Source organism: uncultured Flavobacterium sp. (genome assembly GCF_963925185.1).
In the GTDB taxonomy this organism is placed as follows: Bacteria; Bacteroidota; Bacteroidia; order Flavobacteriales; family Flavobacteriaceae; genus Flavobacterium.
In genome coordinates this window covers 13,229-30,621 of the sequence record NZ_CAWURC010000041.1, presented here as the reverse complement: position 1 = coordinate 30,621, position 17,393 = coordinate 13,229, and the positions used below count along the sequence as shown (strand labels likewise).

The window sequence follows — 17,393 nt, the reverse complement described above, 5'->3', positions numbered from 1 at the left end:
AAGACAAATACCTTGAAGTGTTTGTGTTTTATTTAACTTCTTCGGTCAAATCCATTCCGCATTTTGAACATTTATCGTTCCATTTTCCTTGAACTTCAGGATGCATCGGACAAGCATACAATTTTGTATGTTCATTTTTCATTTCCGAATCCTTATGATTCATTGTCGAATCAGTCATCATCATCGTTGAATCATTTTCGATCATTGTATCATTTAAAGTTTCATTTTGCTTGTTTTTTTGGTTACAAGAAACCATAATGAATGCCATTACTATCATGGCTATAATTAAATTTTTCATTGTTTTTTATTTTAAATTAGAATTACTTTACTCGGTCGTATTGGCAACATCCTGGTAGATTATCATAATCAGTATCTTTAGCTTTAATTTTTTCACTATCATAACCAGCTAAGGCTATTTTTTTTAAGATATCACTTTGGTTCGTTTTTTTAGAATCAAAGGTTAGTGTTGCCATTTTAGTATTCTTGTTCCAATCAACAATAGCAATATCTTTTTGATTTGCTGCTTTTTCGATTGTCTTTTTACACATTCCGCAGTTACCGTAAACTTTTACTATTTGTGTTTTTGAATTTTGTATTTGTGCAGTAGCAACTACGCCGAATAGTAATAAAGTTATTACTACCACTGTTTTTAATAATGATTTCATCGTTTTTGAATTTTAAATTGAAAATGGGATAAAGAATTTTAAAACTACAGTAAAACTATACTTTAATAATTCAATTAACCGTAAAATAAATGATTTTAAAGCAAGATTTGCTTTGGATTTGACATAATTATGGCTGTCAAAATTTAATTTAGCTTATTTTTGGGATAAGCCAGATTGACGAGAAACCGGAAGAAATATTTGTTTCTGAATTGAAATAATTTTGTTCTTTTTCTGAAAATTCAAGATTATTACCTTTGAATTTTATCTCAAAAAATGTTAAACTGAATTGTACTGAGGAAGTTGTACAATTTGTATGCCCACATTTTCCGCTACAACCACCCTCGCTTTTTTCATCATTGCTTTTAGAAGGATTGTTATTCTTACAACAATCCATCTTTTCTTTATTAGAAGAAGATATCTCTTTATTACAACACGATTTTTTGGATTTCATTTCACATGAATAAGTCAAAGTTGGAATCAAAAAGAAACCAAGCGTAACTATGAGTAATAATATGTGAAACTTTTTTGTCATTTTAATTATTTAACATACAAATTTATGAAATTAATTTTAGTTATGTGTTATAAAATTTTATTAAGACTTATCCCTAGTTAAAATAGCAATGATTAAAAAAAAACACCACTACAATAATAAATAAAGTTATGCTGAAATTACAAAAACATGCTAAGTAAATAATAAATTAATCCTGCTAAAAGAGCGGAAACAGGAATGGTAATGACCCAAGCCCACAAAAGACTTACAGTAACTCCCCAGCGAACGGCTGAAACACGTTTCGTTAAACCAACCCCAATAATCGACCCTGTAATAGTATGGGTTGTGCTCACCGGTATTTTAAAATGTTCCGTGAAATAAAGGGTTAAGGCACCTGCAGTTTCTGCTGCTACTCCTTCAAAGGAGGTTACTTTTGTGATTTTAGTACCCATTGTTTTTATTATTTTCCAACCACCGCTCAAAGTTCCAGCAGCAATTACAGTATAACAAGCCAATGGTATCCAGTCTGGCATTACTCCTTTTATGCCTTTATCATCATTTGGAAGAATCACTTGCAACCAATCAGGAAGAGTCATAATATCGACACCGCTAGTTTTTATATAAACTGCAACGGCCGCCGCTATAATACCCATCACTTTTTGAGAATCATTTCCACCATGTCCTAAACTAAAAGCTGCAGAGGATAATAATTGCATTTTTTTTAAAGCGGAATTAGCTTGGTTCATATTTAAACTACTAAATACTAATGCAAACAATGAAATAGATAATATAATAAAGGCTACCAAAAACCATTTGATGTTGTGTGATTCTAATAAAACGCTCCAAAAAACAGATGACTCAGAGCGAGGGATTCCACCGTTAGCAATGATTTTTTCGTAAGGAACCATTTGATAGTAAACAAACAAAATTGTCAATACCATTAATAAAATAGTAAATAGCTTAGGAACAATGTTTTTTTTCGAAGCATTTAATAACCAAATTGATATCAAATAAGAAACTATGACTCCGGTTAATGGGGCTAATACAATAAATGAAATAATTACAACAACTCCAGAAGGCATTCCTCCATTTTTTCCTTCTTTATACCAACTTACTATATCATACCAATGTCTTGTGATACTTACTCCGGCTTCAGTAATACTATAATCAGAAAATCCATGAACAGCAATCGCATGTGCTATAGCTGCTCCAGCAAAACCACCAATTAATGTATGCGACGAACTCGAAGGAATTCCTTGCCACCATGTGATTAAATTCCATATAATAGCCGCAATAACTCCCGCAAGAATAACCACTAAATTAATTTGACTTGAATCGGCGGTCTTTGCAACTGTATTGGCCACACCCAAACCAAATACCCAATAGGCTAAAAAATTAAAAAATGCAGCCCAAACTACTGCTTGAAGAGGAGAAAGTACTTTTGTAGCAACAACTGTAGCGATGGCATTTGCAGCATCATGAAACCCATTAATATAGTCAAAAACTAATGACAATATTATGATAATAATAAGTAAGTAGAATTCCATAAATTTATTTAAAAGGATTGAAAATTTAAATTTTAAAACTTAAAAAAATCCTCAAAAAAGGAATCCTTTTAACTTATAATAATTAAACTCTAAAATAATTAAGAATGTTTTACAGAAATAGACTCTAAAACACTAGCCACGCCTTTACATTTATCGGCTGCCGATTCTAATACCGATAATACTTCTTTATACTTAATAATGTTTTTAGCGTCTGTTTCATTTTCAAAAAGATCTGCAACCGCTTTATTATAAACATCATCCGATTTAGCTTCAAGCTTGTTTATTTTGGCGCAAGCTGAAGTTATATTTTTCATTTTCTTCAAATCTCTTAATTCTCTAACTGCGGAATCAATATGCTGGCAGGCATCTAGATTAATTTCAGTCAATTTTCGGATTGATTTTGTAATCTTGTCTACTTGATATAGCTTCATTCTACTTGAAGCTCCATGAAGATAATTGGCTACATTGTCTATCGAAGTAATCAAGGAATGGATATCTTCTCTATCAAAAGGGGTGATGAAATTTTTGCTCAACTCAATATTGGTTTGACGCGTAATATCTTCGCCTTTTTGTTCTAATTCATCTATTTTCGTAAATAGCTCATCTCTTTCTTTCAAAGGAAGATTAACTACTTCATGTAAAATAGAAGCTAATTGAACTAAATTGCTTGATGCTTCCTCAAAAAGTGGAAAGAATTTTTTGTCTTTTGGAACTAAAAATTGAAAGATACTATTTATTGACATTTTAATTAAATTTAGAAAACAAAATTACTTCTTTATTTTTGACCAATGTTAGGTTATTGTTAACAAATCATCTTCGATTTCAAAACTATTCAAATAAGCTACTGTTTTCTCAATATCATAATGTAAAATGCGATCTTCTTTTACTAAAGGAACTTCCTGACGATATGATTTTAAAAACATTTCTATAAAATAACTTGATTTTAATGGTTTTCGGTATTCAATAGCTTGTGAAGCATTCATTAATTCAATGGCGAGAATTCGCTCTAAATTTTCCATAATCCGTAGGGCTTTTGTAGCAGCATTAGCTCCCATACTCACGTGATCTTCTTGCCCATTACTAGAAACAATACTATCAACACTTGCCGGAGTTGCTAATTGTTTATTTTGGCTGGCAATACTCGCGGCAGTATATTGCGGAATCATCAAACCCGAATTCAAACCGGGATTGTCAACCAAAAATGCGGGGAGATTACGTAAACCAGAAATCAATTGATAGGTTCTTCTTTCAGAAATACTACCCAATTCGGCCAAAGCGATTGCCATAAAATCTAAAGCTAATGCTAATGGCTGTCCATGAAAATTACCGCCAGATATGATTTGGTCGCTTTCGATAAAAATATTAGGGTTATCCGTAACCGAATTAATTTCTGTTTTAAAAACTTTTCGAACATAATCAATCGCATCTTTCGAGGCGCCGTGAACTTGCGGAATGCATCTAAAAGAATACGGATCCTGAACGTGTATTTTTTCTTGACTGATAATTTCACTTCCTTCCAGAAGTTCTTTTACACGATTAGCAGTCACAATTTGCCCTTTGTGTGGACGAATAAAATGAATCAATTCATGAAAAGGCTCGATTCTTCCATCAAATCCTTCTAAGGAAATGGTCGCAATTAAATCCGCTAAATAGGAGAACTTGTTGGCTTTTAATAAAATATGAGCTCCATAAGCACTCATAAATTGGGTGCCGTTCAATAAAGCTAAGCCTTCTTTAGATTTCAAAACGATAGGTTTCCATTTAAAATGTTTTAATACTACACTAGAATGTACTTTTTTACCTTCAAAAAACACTTCGCCTTCACCTAACAATGGTAACGACAAATGAGCTAACGGAGCTAAATCGCCCGAAGCACCAAGTGAACCCTGAGTATATATTATAGGTAACACATCATTATTATAAAAATCAACTAATCGTTCTACAGTTGCCAATTGAATCCCAGAATGTCCATAACTCAACGACTGAATTTTGAGCAACAACATAAGTTTGACAATCTCGTTTGGTACCTCTTCACCAGTTCCGCAAGAATGCGATTTTACCAAGTTTTCCTGAAGTTTCGAAAGATTTTCATTCGAAATTTTTACATTGCAAAGCGATCCAAAACCCGTATTGATACCATAAATAGGTTTCGAATGGGAAGCCATTTTTTTATCGAGAAAATCTCTACACTTTTGAATATTTACCTTGGCTTCATCGGATAATGCTAAGGTTTTGTATTGTGAAATGATTTCTTGTAATGCTTCTAATGAAAGTACTTCGGTACTTATATAATGAGTATTGTCCATTTAATTTTTTGATTTTGAAAGTCCAAAATTCAATAAATGAATATTAAAAAGCAAGATTTTGGAAGTAAATTATTTAATATTCTTTTTTTAGACCTCTATTTTTTAAAATATTCGCAAAAACAGAACAAAAGGGCTTGATGTTTTATAAAAAAATGTACTTTTGAAAAATAATAATGGGAAATAACAGCAAAACATATCATTCTTCGATAACAACTCAAATTGGGGTTGCGCTTTGTGTTATAGCTACCACCACTACAATGACTACAACTACCCTTTAGGGGTATACATTTTTCATATAATCCAGTTTTTGTGCTTTTTTCTAAATGAAGAGGGTTAAGTAGGTATATAAAAAAAAATGCGTTTTAAAATAAAAGAAACAAAATGAAAGTATTAAAATTTGGCGGAACTTCGGTAGCCAATGCAGAAAACATAAAACTCGTATTAGACATCGTTATCAAAAAAGCGACCCAAGAAAAACATATTGTTGTCGTTTCAGCTTTTACAAAAGTTACTGATTTATTAGTTCTCGCCTCCCAGAAAGCGGCTTCAAACGACGAGAGTTTCAAAAAAATTGTTGTCGAAATCGAGAAAAAACATTTAGACGCCATTAAGCAATTGATTCCAGTAAGCGAGCAAAGCAGCGCTTTGAGCCACATTAAAAGAATCATAAATCATCTTGAAACACTACTTGAAGGTTGTTTTCTTTTGGGCGAATTATCTCCAAGAACATCAGATACTATTTTAAGTTTCGGCGAACTATTATCTTCGTATATCATTGCTGAAGCTTTTAAACAAAATCATAAAAATAGCGGATATAAAGACAGTCGTGAGTTGATAAAAACCAACAATAATTTTGGAAAAGCGGCTGTTGATTTTGAAATTTCAAATCAATTAATTGCTGATTATTTTTCGTCGAATGAATCTCAAATCTTAATAATGCCTGGTTTTATAGCTACTTCGGCAGATGGAATTGGCACAACGCTTGGTCGTGGTGGTTCGGATTATACTGCTGCAATTTTAGCTGGAGCCTTGAATGCATCCAAATTAGAAATTTGGACAGACGTCAACGGAATGTTCACCGCAAATCCAAAAATTGTAAAACAAGCCCAAGCAATTGCTACAATTTCGTATCAGGAAGCAATGGAGTTATCGCATTTTGGCGCAAAGGTTTTATATCCTCCTACGATTCAACCCGTATTCAAAAAAAATATTCCAATTCTAATAAAAAACACTTTCGAACCGGAAACCGAAGGAACTTTTATTTCCAATAATGTTCCAAAAAATAATAAACCTGTAAAAGGGATTAGTTCTATTGATAATATTACTTTAATTACGCTCGAAGGTTCCGGAATGATTGGTGTTGCTGGTGTTTCAAAAAGACTTTTCGAAGTGTTATCGCACAAACACATTAACGTGATTTTTATTACCCAGGCTTCATCTGAACATTCTATTTGTATCGGAATTCTAAATACTGACGCCGAAATCGCCGAAAAAGCCATTAACAAAGCTTTTGAAACAGAGATTTTTCAAAATAAAATCGATCCTTGTATTGTCGAAAAAGACTTGTGTATCATCGCTTTAGTTGGTGAAAACATGAAAAATCATCAAGGGTTAAGCGGCAGAATGTTCAGTACTTTGGGGAAAAATAATGTCAACATTCGAGCAATTGCTCAAGGCGCTTCCGAAAGAAATATCTCGGCAGTTATCAACGAAAGAGATGTAAAAAAAGCACTAAATTCACTTCACGAAAACTTTTTTGAGGAAAATACAAAACAGCTTAACCTATTTGTGATGGGCGTTGGAAATGTAGGTGAGAAATTTATCGAGCAAATTCATCAACAAAAAAAATTCTTGAAAGAGAATCTAAAAATAAACCTTCGAGTTATTGCTTTGTCTAGTTCTAGAAAAATGCATTTTGACGATGAAGGAATTTCTCTAAAAAACTGGAAATCAGTATTAAATAATGGTGAACCTGCCACTATGGAAGCTTTCACTTCAAAAGTGGCAGCACTCAATTTACGCAACAGTATTTTTGTTGATATTACGGCAAATCAAAGTGTTTCTGAAACTTACGAACAGTATTTAAAACAGAATATTGCTGTGGTTACTTGTAATAAAATTGCCTGTTCTTCAGGCTATGATAACTACAAAAACCTCAAAAATCTTTCCCACCAATACAATGCACCGTTCTTGTTTGAAACCAATGTGGGCGCAGGATTACCTATTATCGACACCGTGAAAAACTTGATTGCATCTGGCGATAAAGTCAACAAAATTCAAGCAGTTTTGTCAGGAAGTTTGAACTTTATTTTTAACAATTTTGACGAAAATAATTCTTTTCATGATGTAGTAAAAGAAGCTGGAATTCAAGGATTTACAGAGCCTAACCCGAAAATAGATTTAAGCGGAGTCGACGTTGCTAGAAAGATATTAATTCTGATTCGGGAAAGTGGTTATATGATGGAAATTGAAGACATCGAAAACAATTCTTTTCTTCCATTGGAATGTATGAGTACAAGAAACAATGATGATTTTTTCAAGTCATTAATTGCCAATGCATCGCATTTTGAAAACCTTTTGGCAGAAGCCAAAACCAAAGACAGCAGATTAAAATTTGTCGCCACTTTCGAAAACGGAAAAGCAAGCGTTGGTTTAGAATTCATCCCGAAAGAAAGTCCGTTCTATAATTTAGAAGGAAAAGATAATATTGTACAATTTTATACAGACCGTTATATCGACCAACCTTTATTGATAAAAGGTGCTGGTGCTGGTGCTGCGGTTACGGCTTCGGGAATTTTTGCCGATGTGATTCGTGTGGGAAATATATAATTTAGTTGATCATTAGTTGGCTATTGGTTGAAAACAAAATCAACCGACAACTGACAACCGACAACCGACAACAATAATACTATGAATGAAATAAAAATATTTTGCCCTGCAACAATTGCCAATCTTTCTTGTGGATTTGACGTTTTAGGACTTTGTTTAACTACTGCGGGAGATGAAATGATCATCCGTAAATCGGCTATTAAAGGAGTTCGTATCACTAAAATTGTAGGGGCTAATTTGCCATTGGAAACCGAAAATAATGTTGCTGGAGTTGCGGCTTTAGCCATGTTAGAGGAAGTGGAAACCGATTTTGGTTTTGAAATTGAAATCTACAAACGCATCAAAGCTGGAAGCGGAATTGGGAGCAGTGCAGCCAGTTCGGCTGGAGCAGTTTTTGGAATCAACCAATTATTGGGACAACCTTTTACCAGAATAGAATTGGTTAAATTTGCCATGCAAGGCGAGAAATTAGCCAGTGGAAATGCCCATGCCGATAATGTTGCTCCCTGCTTATTAGGTGGTTTTACTTTGGTAAGATGCTCCGACACCTTGGATATTATTAAAATTGAAAGCCCTGAAGAATTGTACGCTACTGTAGTTCATCCGCAAATTGAGTTGAAAACTTCGGATGCGCGTTCAGTTTTGAAACAAACGGTTTCTCTAAAAAGTGCCATCATACAATGGGGAAATGTGGGTGGATTAATTGCCGGTTTATACACGAATGATTACGAATTAATCGGTCGTTCCTTGCATGATGAAATCATCGAACCCGTTCGTAGCATGCTAATTCCTGGTTTCGATTTAATCAAGAAAACCGCTTACGAAAACGGAGCTTTAGGTTCTGGAATCTCCGGTTCTGGGCCTTCTATTTTTGCATTAAGCAAAGGAAAAGTAACCGCCAATAAAATTGCAGTCGCCATGAGCACTGTATATGACGAAATGAAATTGCCTTATGAAATTCACGTTTCAAAAGTGAATGCAGAAGGAATAAGTATAATAAAATAACAACAAACAGATTGCTTCGTGCCTCGCAATGACAATAAAATGAAATACTACAGTTTAAATCATAATGCTCCTGAAGTTTCTTTCCAAGAAGCGGTAATACAAGGATTAGCAACCGACAAAGGATTGTATTTTCCGAAATCAATAACGCCATTAAATGCTGATTTCTTCGAAAATATCGAAAACCTAAGCAACGAGGAAATTGCTTTCGAAGCCATAAAACAATTTGTAGGGGACGAAATTCCATCCGAAACTTTAAAAGAAATTATTACCCAAACTTTATGTTTTGATTTTTCAACGGTGAAAGTCGAAGATTATATTTACGCATTAGAATTGTACCACGGACCCACGATGGCGTTCAAGGATGTCGGCGCACGCTTTATGTCACGTTGTTTGGCGTATTTTAATAAAGACCAAAAAGACAATACCAACACGGTTCTTGTAGCCACATCGGGCGATACTGGTGGCGCAGTGGCCAATGGTTTTCTTGGTGTTCAAGGTGTAGAAGTGATTATTTTGTATCCTTCTGGAAAAGTGAGCGACATTCAAGAACGACAATTAACGACTTTGGGACAAAATATAAAAGCCCTTGAAGTGGATGGTGTTTTTGATGATTGCCAAGATATGGTCAAAAAAGCATTTTTGGACGAAAGTCTGAAACATAAAAACCTAACCTCGGCCAATTCGATCAATATTGCGCGTTGGTTGCCTCAAATGTTTTATTTTTTCTTTGCTTACAAGCAACTGAAATCGCAAAATAAGCCTTTGGTATTTTCTTGCCCGAGTGGAAATTTTGGAAATATTTGCGCCGGAATTATCGCGAAAAAATTAGGTTTACCAATCGAACATTTTGTGGCTTCCACCAATATAAATGACACCGTTCCGAGATTTTTAGAAAACGGAAATTATGATCCAAAACCTTCAAAAGCTACGATTTCGAATGCGATGGATGTGGGGAATCCTAGTAATTTTATCCGTATTCAGGAAATGTATAACAACGATTTGGAACAATTCAAAAAAGACTTTTCTTCGTTTTCTTATACCGATGCCGAAACTTTAGAAGCGATGAAATCAATCTATAAAACAAATGGGTATATTTCAGAACCACACGGTGCTGTTGGTTATCTAGGTTTGAAAAAAGAATTGAAAAACCACACAAACGCCATTGGGATTTTCTTAGAAACGGCGCATCCTATCAAGTTTTTGGATGTGGTTGAACCTGCATTGAACGTAAAATTACCAATTCCTAAGCAAATTGAAAGCGTCTTGAATAAAGAAAAAGTAAGTTTAAAAATCAAAACTTACGAAGAATTGAAAGCGTTTTTGGGATAAAACAGGATTGTAATTTCAAAAAATAACAACCGCTAATTCGCAGATTATATAATTTGTGAATTAGCGTTTATTTTGTGTCATTACCAGGCATGAGCGCCATCTAACTATCGAGAGTTACAAATGAGATTGATTAGTGACTCGCAATGACAGATTGCAATGTAAATCCGGTCTCGAGCGAAGCGAACTGGCGAAGCAAAATGCTACAAGAAAACCTTTGCCACTCCATAAAAAATCGATAAATTTGCTACACAATTTTTACACAAAATCTACAATGAAAAATACTGCGCTTACGCACCTACATGAAGCTTTGGGAGCAAAAATACTTCCGTTTGCCGGATACAATATGCCTATTTTATATGAAGGTGTGAATGCTGAACACGAGGTGGTTCGTAATGCTGTGGGCGTTTTTGATGTGTCGCACATGGGTGAATTCTTGCTTACGGGTCCAAATGCTTTGGCTTTGATTCAGAAAGTGACTTCGAATGATGCATCGACTTTGACCATTGGAAGAGCGCAATATTCTTGTTTACCTAATAATGAGGGCGGAATTGTAGATGATTTATTGGTTTACAAAATGAAAGACGAGCAGTATTTATTGGTTGTAAATGCTTCGAATATCGATAAAGATTGGGATTGGATTTCGGCGCACAACGATTTGGGCGTGGAAATGAAAAACCTTTCGGATGATTATTCGTTATTGGCCATTCAAGGTCCAAAAGCGGTGGAATCTATGCAAGCCTTGTCTTCTATAGATTTATCGGCGATTGAATATTACCATTTTGTAGTGGGAAATTTTGCAGGAATTAAGGACGTGATTATTTCAGCAACAGGTTACACTGGCTCTGGAGGTTTCGAGATTTATTGCAAAAATGCGGATGCCGAACAAATCTGGAATAAAGTTTTTGAAGTGGGTACAGCCTTTGGTATCAAACCTATTGGCCTTGCGGCTCGTGATACGTTACGATTAGAAATGGGTTTTTGTTTGTACGGAAACGACATCAACGATACGACATCGCCAATTGAAGCTGGTTTGGGTTGGATTACCAAATTCAATAAAGAATTTACGAATTCAGAAAACTTGAAAAAGCAAAAAGAAGCGGGTGCTACTAAGAAATTAGTGGCTTTCGAAATGCAAGAGCGTTCGGTACCAAGACACGATTATGAAATTGTGGATGCTTCGGGAACTGTAATTGGAATTGTAACTTCGGGAACCATGTCGCCATCAATGAATGTTGGGATTGGAATGGGTTATGTAACTACCGAAAACAGCAAAATTGACAGCGAGATCTTCATTAGAATCCGAAAAAATGATATTCCGGCTAAGGTAGTGAAATTGCCTTTTTATAAGAAGTAAGGAAAGATTTGAAGATTGAAAAATTGAAGTTTGAAATTGAATTTTGATATTGCTATTGAAAAAGTTATTTTTGCTTGTTGAAAAAATGATTTAAGATTGATGATTAACGATTTTTGATTTTAGAAGTAAAAAAAATAAGAAATGGGAAGAGCGTTCGAATTTAGAAAAGGAAGAAAAATGAAACGTTGGTCAGCAATGGCCAAAGCATTTACCAGAATTGGGAAAGATATTGTAATGGCTGTAAAGGAAGGCGGACCAAATCCTGAAGCGAATTCAAGATTAAGAGCCGTTATCCAGAACTCGAAGGCAGTAAATATGCCTAAAGAAAATGTGGAACGCGCCATTAAAAAAGCTACCGATAAAGATACGGCGAATTATAAAGAAGTATTGTTTGAAGGTTATGCACCACACGGAATCGCAATTCTGGTTGAAACTGCCACCGACAACAACAACAGAACTGTTGCTAATGTGAGAAGTTATTTTAATAAATGCAACGGGACAATGGGAACACAAGGTTCGGTAGAATTTATGTTTGACCATACGTGTAATTTTAGAATTCCAGCAAACGGAATGGATCCTGAAGAACTGGAATTAGAATTAATTGATTTTGGTGCGGAAGAAGTTTTTGAAGACGAGGATGGAATATTGATTTATGCTGCTTTTGGTAGTTTTGGAACGATTCAAAAAGAATTGGAAAACAGAAAATTAGAAATCCTTTCTTCAGGATTTGAAAGAATTCCTCAAATCACAAAAAAACTGACCGAAGCAGAAGTTGCTGACGTGGAGAAACTAATCGAAAAACTGGAAGAAGATGATGACGTGATGAACGTGTATCATACTATGGAGGAATAGATTTTAGATTACATAAAAAAAACTACATTCGTTTATCGAATGGAGTTTTTTTTATGTCTTGGTACTAAATACTTTATTTTATAAATTCTATTTTTTGTACTTCTTCTTCGTTAATACTATCAAAGAACCCTTGTTCGTTCATCCAGTCATCACTAAATACTTTACTCATATAACGAGAACCATGATCCGGAAAAATAGCGATTACATTACTTTTTTCGTCAAACTCCCCTTCTTCGGAATATTGTTTAATGGCTTGAAGCACTGCTCCAGAAGTATACCCAACAAACAAACCTTCTCTTTTTGCTAACTCTCGAGTTGCATGAGCACTTTCTTCATCAGTAACTTTCATGAACTTATCAATTACGTCAAAATCTGTAGCCGATGGAATCAAGTTCTTCCCCAAACCTTCGATTCTGTATGGATATATCTCGTCGTTGTCAAACTCTTTAGTTTCGTGGTATTTTTTTAATACAGAACCAAAAGCATCTACTCCTAAGATTCTGATGTTTGGATTTTGTTCTTTCAGGTATTTTGCTGTACCAGAAATAGTTCCGCCAGTTCCGCTACAAGCGACAAGGTGTGTTATTTTACCGTTAGTTTGTTCCCAAATTTCCGGACCTGTTGATTTATAATGTGCATCAACATTGAGTTGGTTAAAATACTGATTGATGTAAACGGATCCTTTGGTTTCTTCGTGTAAACGCTTGGCAACATTGTAATAAGAACGTTCATCATCAGCAGAAACGTGTGCTGGACAAACATATACTTTTGCTCCTAAACTACGAAGCATATCAATTTTATCTTTTGAGGATTTTGAACTTACAGCCAAAATACAGTTGTAGCCTTTAATGATACTAACCATCGCCAAACTAAAACCGGTGTTACCAGAAGTGGTTTCAATAATGGTGTCACCTGGAGAAAGAATACCTCGCTTTTCAGCTTCTTCTATTATGAATAAAGCAATTCTATCTTTGCTGGAATGACCGGGATTAAAAGCCTCTACTTTTGCGTAAAAATTTCCTTTCAATTCTTCGGTAACTCTATTTAGCTTAATAAGAGGCGTGTTTCCTATTAATTCTAAAATATTATTATAAGCATTAATTTCTTCTTTCATAAAAAAATAGTTAATCAAGGACACTTTTTTTTTAAAGTAAAAGCCTTGCAAATTTAACAAAAATTTTTGAATTACTTTTCTATTTTTTCTAAATCTAACAAAAAACTGAATTCTTTGGCTAATTCTTTAATGGCTTCAAACCTTCCCGAAGCTCCTCCATGGCCAGCATCCATGTTAGTGTCTAGAAATAAAATTGAATTGTCTGTTTTCATATTTCTTAATTTAGCAACCCACTTAGCGGGTTCCCAGTATTGAACTTGAGAATCATGTAAACCTGTTGAAACATATACATTGGGATAATTTTGCTTTTTAATATTATCATAAGGCGAATAGGACCTCATGTAATTGTAATATTTTTTAACATTTGGATTTCCCCATTCGTCATATTCTCCCGTAGTTAAAGGTATAGTATCATCTAACATTGTAGTAATGACATCTACAAATGGCACTTGAGCAATGATACCATGATATAATTGGGGTGCTAAATTTATAATTACGCCCATCAATAACCCTCCGGCAGAACCTCCTTCGGCATACAAATGTTGTGGGGAAGTGTATTTTTGGTCAATTAAAAATTGGGAACAATCGATAAAATCGGTAAAAGTATTTTTCTTTTTCATCAATTTTCCGTGTTCATACCAATGTCTTCCCAAATCCTCACCTCCGCGAATGTGCGCAATTGCGAAGACAAATCCTCTGTCGAGTAATGACAAACGTGTTGAGGAAAATGTGGCGTCCATAGAATGGCCATAAGAACCGTAAGCATAAAGCAATAATGGATTTGAACCCTCTTTTATTAAACCTTTTCTATAAATCATCGAAATAGGAATCTGAGTTCCATCTTTCGCAGTAGCCCAAACACGTTCTTCGGTATAATTATTTTTATCGAATTTTCCGCCTAGAACTTGTTGCTCTTTCTTGATTTCCTTTGTTTTTGTCCTCATATTGAAATCAATCACCGAAGAAGGAGTTGCCATCGATTGGTAAGCATATCGTAGCGTATCGGTTTCAAAATCAACGTTAGTTGTTGTGTAAGCCGTGTAAGTTTCACTTTCAAAAGGCAAATAATATTCTCCTTCCCCACTCCAAGGCATAATCCTAATTTTGTTCAAACCATTGAAACGTTCTTCAAGAACCAAAAAATCCTTAAAAATCTCGATATCTTCTAACAAAACATCTTCTCTATGTGAGATCACTTCTATCCAATTCTCTTTTGAAGTGGCTGTTTCCAGGGTTTTCATCAGCTTGAAATTCGTAGCCTGATCCTTATTTGTCATTATATAAAAACTGTCCGCGTAATGATTGATACTGTATTCTAAACCTCGCACACGTTTTTGAAAAATCCTAAATTTACCATCCGGATTATCAGCTTCTAATATCCTATATTCGGTCGTAAGAGTGCTTCCGGATTCTATAGCTAAATATTTTCTAGATTTTGATTTGGCAATTTCTACATTAAAAGTTTCATCTTTTTCAAAGTAAACCAATACATCATCCGCCTGATTTGTTTCTAATTTATGTTTAAAAATTTTATCCGAACGTAATGTGGTTTCGTTTTGACTCGAATAAAAAATAGTTTTATTATCATTTGCCCAAACCGCACTTCCAGTAACTTTTTCGATTTTATCAGACAGTATTTTACCCGTTTGCAGGTTTTTTACTTGAATGGTATAAATTCTTCTTCCAACGGTATCCAAAGAAAAACTGGCCAATTTATTGTCGGGACTAATGCTTAAACCTCCCAATTGGAAATAAGAATGTCCTTTGGCTAATTGATTACAATCAAACAAAATTTCTTCTTTTGCCGAAAGGCTTTCTTTTTTTCTCGAATAAATAGGATAATTTTTTCCTTTTTCAAAACGGGTAATATAGTAATAGCCATTGTATAAATAAGGTACCGATTGGTCATCTTCTTTAATTCTGCCTTTCATTTCTTCAAACAATTCCTTTTGGAATTCCTTAGTATGAGCGGTCATTTTTTTGTAATAAGCATTTTCCTTTTTCAAATAATCAATAACCTCGGGGTTTTCTCTGTCTTTCAACCAAAAATAATTATCGATTCTAATATTGCCGAATTTCTCCAATATTTTAGGAATTATTTTAGCAACTGGTGGAATTATTGTTTTTGGCATAGTTTAAGATTTCGGTTTTCATGTATCTATCGCAAAAATAACATAATGTCAACTTAGAACAAGTCTATATTTTAATAAAATTTTATTAAATATCAGCTTGCAATATAGTAATTTTGTCAACATAATTTTTAAAATAATAAAAGATGGACTTAATGGGAATGATGGGTAAATTGAAGGAAACCCAACGTAAAATGGAAGAAACTAAACTAAGAATGGATTCTGTTTTAATTGACGAACAAAGCAATGACGGCACATTGAAAGTTACTTTCACAGCCAACGGAAAATTAAAATCAATTTCTATTGCCGATTCTTTACTTCAGGACAAAGAGCAATTAGAAGATTATTTGACAGTAACGCTAAACAAAGCTATCGAAAAAGCGGCAAAAGTAAATCAAGCAGAACTTGATGCAGTCGCCAAAGTTGATATGCCAATGATTCCCGGAATGGATGAAATGTTTAAATAAAAACATTCAAAAAAACAACCCAATTTAACAAAACCCTAAAACAAACCAACATTGAAGCCAAACAAGAAATTGAAGTATTGACTTTAATACTCAATAAACTGGATGTTAGTAAGTTAGATAAGTTTATCGCAATGCTCGAAGAAATAAAAAAAACAATTAAGGTTTACAGTTTATTATTACACCAAAAACGGAAGCCTTAAACGGTAAACTAAAATAACTTCTCTAAGGTTTCTAATACATAGGTATGCATCACTTCTCGATAATCTAAATGAGTCACAATACGGAGTTTTCCATGTCCCATTGAGCTTATGAATATTCCTTTTTGTTTTAATTTATCCATTAAAACAGCTTCGTTAATTTGTGGTTGAACCGAAAATATTAAGATATTGGTTTCTACTGGCTCTACTTTAGCAACCCAGTTTAGCTTTTCTAAAACATCGCCTAATTCTTTCGCACGCCTGTGGTCGTCTGCTAATCTTTCGATATTATTATCTAAAGCGTAAATTCCGGCTGCCGCCAAATAACCTACTTGCCGCATTCCTCCGCCAAATAACTTTCTAACTCTAAGTGCTCTATGAATAGTTGCTTTGTCGGATAATAAAAGGGATCCAATTGGTGCTCCCAAACCTTTTGACAAACAAACGGAAATCGTATGAAATACTTTTCCGTATGCTTCCGGATTATCATTGGTGGCAACCAAAGCATTCCAAATCCTCGCACCATCCAAGTGAAATTTTAAATTATTGGCATCACAAACTTGTCTTATTTTCTTAAATTCTTCAAAATCATAACAAGCACCACCTCCTTTATTAGTTGTGTTTTCGACACAAACCAAACTTGTTAGTGGACTGTGATAAAACTCAGGGTCATTGATAGCTCCAGCGACTTGTTCGGCAGTAATCATTCCACGATTTCCATTCAATAAACAGCAGGAAACTCCACTATTAAAGGAAACTCCACCAGCTTCATAATTATAAACATGGGCATATTTATCAGCTATTAATTGTTCGCCCGGTTGTGTGTGTAATTTGATTGCCGTTTGATTAGCCATCGTTCCAGAGGGAAAAAAAAGTGCTGCTTCCATTCCAAACATTTCAGCAACTCTGACTTCTAATTCTATTACGGTTGGATCTTGTCTATATACATCATCCCCTACTTCAGCGTGAAACATTGCACGCATCATTTCCTGACTTGGTTTGGTAACGGTATCGCTTACTAAATTTATTTCCATTTTTTTATAGTATTATGAACAAGACTCGACTTGTCCCTTTCTAAAATTTTTCTATTTTTGTAGCACAAAATTACT

At 34.4% G+C, this 17,393-nt stretch carries 13 protein-coding genes and 1 pseudogene; 6 read left to right on the top strand and 8 right to left on the bottom strand.

Annotated elements, in window-relative coordinates; translation table 11 throughout:
• Window positions 1–28: 28 nt before the first annotated feature.
• From AABM59_RS09340 to hutH, 5 genes and pseudogenes are all read right to left on the bottom strand, one after another.
• Entirely contained in the window at window positions 29–298 is a 270-nt protein-coding gene (locus AABM59_RS09340; RefSeq protein WP_338408701.1) for a heavy metal-binding domain-containing protein, read from the bottom strand.
• A 25-nt stretch (window positions 299–323) separates the two neighbouring features.
• A pseudogene (locus AABM59_RS09335) lies at window positions 324–665 on the bottom strand (heavy-metal-associated domain-containing protein); the annotation flags it as partial.
• 669 nt (window positions 666–1,334) lie between these two features.
• Window positions 1,335–2,702 carry an inorganic phosphate transporter gene (locus AABM59_RS09330; protein WP_338408700.1) on the bottom strand — a complete coding sequence of 456 codons (1,368 nt, stop codon included), beginning with the start codon at window positions 2,700–2,702 and terminating at the stop codon, window positions 1,335–1,337.
• Window positions 2,703–2,800: 98 nt separating this feature from the next.
• Window positions 2,801–3,445 (bottom strand): DUF47 family protein, encoded by a 645-nt coding sequence (locus AABM59_RS09325; protein WP_338408699.1) that lies wholly within the window; start codon window positions 3,443–3,445, stop codon window positions 2,801–2,803.
• 48 nt (window positions 3,446–3,493) lie between these two features.
• Complete coding sequence (gene hutH / locus AABM59_RS09320) at window positions 3,494–5,008, bottom strand: histidine ammonia-lyase (protein WP_338408698.1); 1,515 nt, start codon at window positions 5,006–5,008, stop codon at window positions 3,494–3,496.
• A gap of 381 nt (window positions 5,009–5,389) precedes the next feature.
• On the opposite strand from hutH, the gene thrA reads away from it, so the two are divergent.
• The 5 genes from thrA to AABM59_RS09295 all read left to right on the top strand — a co-directional run bounded on the left by thrA (window position 5,390) and on the right by AABM59_RS09295 (window position 12,377).
• Window positions 5,390–7,837 (top strand): bifunctional aspartate kinase/homoserine dehydrogenase I, encoded by a 2,448-nt coding sequence (gene thrA, locus AABM59_RS09315; protein WP_338408697.1) that lies wholly within the window; start codon window positions 5,390–5,392, stop codon window positions 7,835–7,837.
• Between the two features lie 81 nt (window positions 7,838–7,918).
• Window positions 7,919–8,842 (top strand): homoserine kinase, encoded by a 924-nt coding sequence (locus tag AABM59_RS09310; protein ID WP_338408696.1) that lies wholly within the window; start codon window positions 7,919–7,921, stop codon window positions 8,840–8,842.
• A 39-nt stretch (window positions 8,843–8,881) separates the two neighbouring features.
• Entirely contained in the window at window positions 8,882–10,171 is a 1,290-nt protein-coding gene (gene thrC, locus AABM59_RS09305; protein WP_338408695.1) for a threonine synthase, read from the top strand.
• Window positions 10,172–10,442: 271 nt separating this feature from the next.
• Complete coding sequence (gene gcvT / locus AABM59_RS09300) at window positions 10,443–11,525, top strand: glycine cleavage system aminomethyltransferase GcvT (protein ID WP_338408694.1); 1,083 nt, start codon at window positions 10,443–10,445, stop codon at window positions 11,523–11,525.
• A 141-nt stretch (window positions 11,526–11,666) separates the two neighbouring features.
• Window positions 11,667–12,377, top strand: coding sequence for a YebC/PmpR family DNA-binding transcriptional regulator (locus AABM59_RS09295; protein WP_338408693.1), 711 nt, complete (start codon window positions 11,667–11,669; stop codon window positions 12,375–12,377).
• Window positions 12,378–12,450: 73 nt separating this feature from the next.
• On the opposite strand, the gene AABM59_RS09290 is transcribed toward AABM59_RS09295, so the two are convergent.
• Together AABM59_RS09290 and AABM59_RS09285 are read right to left on the bottom strand one after the other, a co-directional pair.
• Window positions 12,451–13,491: a cysteine synthase family protein gene (locus AABM59_RS09290; RefSeq protein WP_338408692.1), complete on the bottom strand. Its 1,041-nt coding sequence runs from the start codon at window positions 13,489–13,491 to the stop codon at window positions 12,451–12,453.
• 71 nt (window positions 13,492–13,562) lie between these two features.
• Window positions 13,563–15,623: a S9 family peptidase gene (locus tag AABM59_RS09285; protein ID WP_338408691.1), complete on the bottom strand. Its 2,061-nt coding sequence runs from the start codon at window positions 15,621–15,623 to the stop codon at window positions 13,563–13,565.
• Between the two features lie 143 nt (window positions 15,624–15,766).
• Here AABM59_RS09285 and AABM59_RS09280 point away from each other — a divergent pair, with 143 nt between their 5' ends.
• Window positions 15,767–16,087, top strand: a complete 321-nt coding sequence (locus AABM59_RS09280) for a YbaB/EbfC family nucleoid-associated protein (RefSeq protein WP_338408690.1) — start codon at window positions 15,767–15,769, stop codon at window positions 16,085–16,087.
• A 208-nt stretch (window positions 16,088–16,295) separates the two neighbouring features.
• Here AABM59_RS09280 and AABM59_RS09275 read toward each other — a convergent pair whose 3' ends face one another.
• Window positions 16,296–17,318, bottom strand: a complete 1,023-nt coding sequence (locus AABM59_RS09275; protein WP_338408689.1) for a GntG family PLP-dependent aldolase — start codon at window positions 17,316–17,318, stop codon at window positions 16,296–16,298.
• Between the last annotated feature and the right edge of the window lie 75 nt (window positions 17,319–17,393).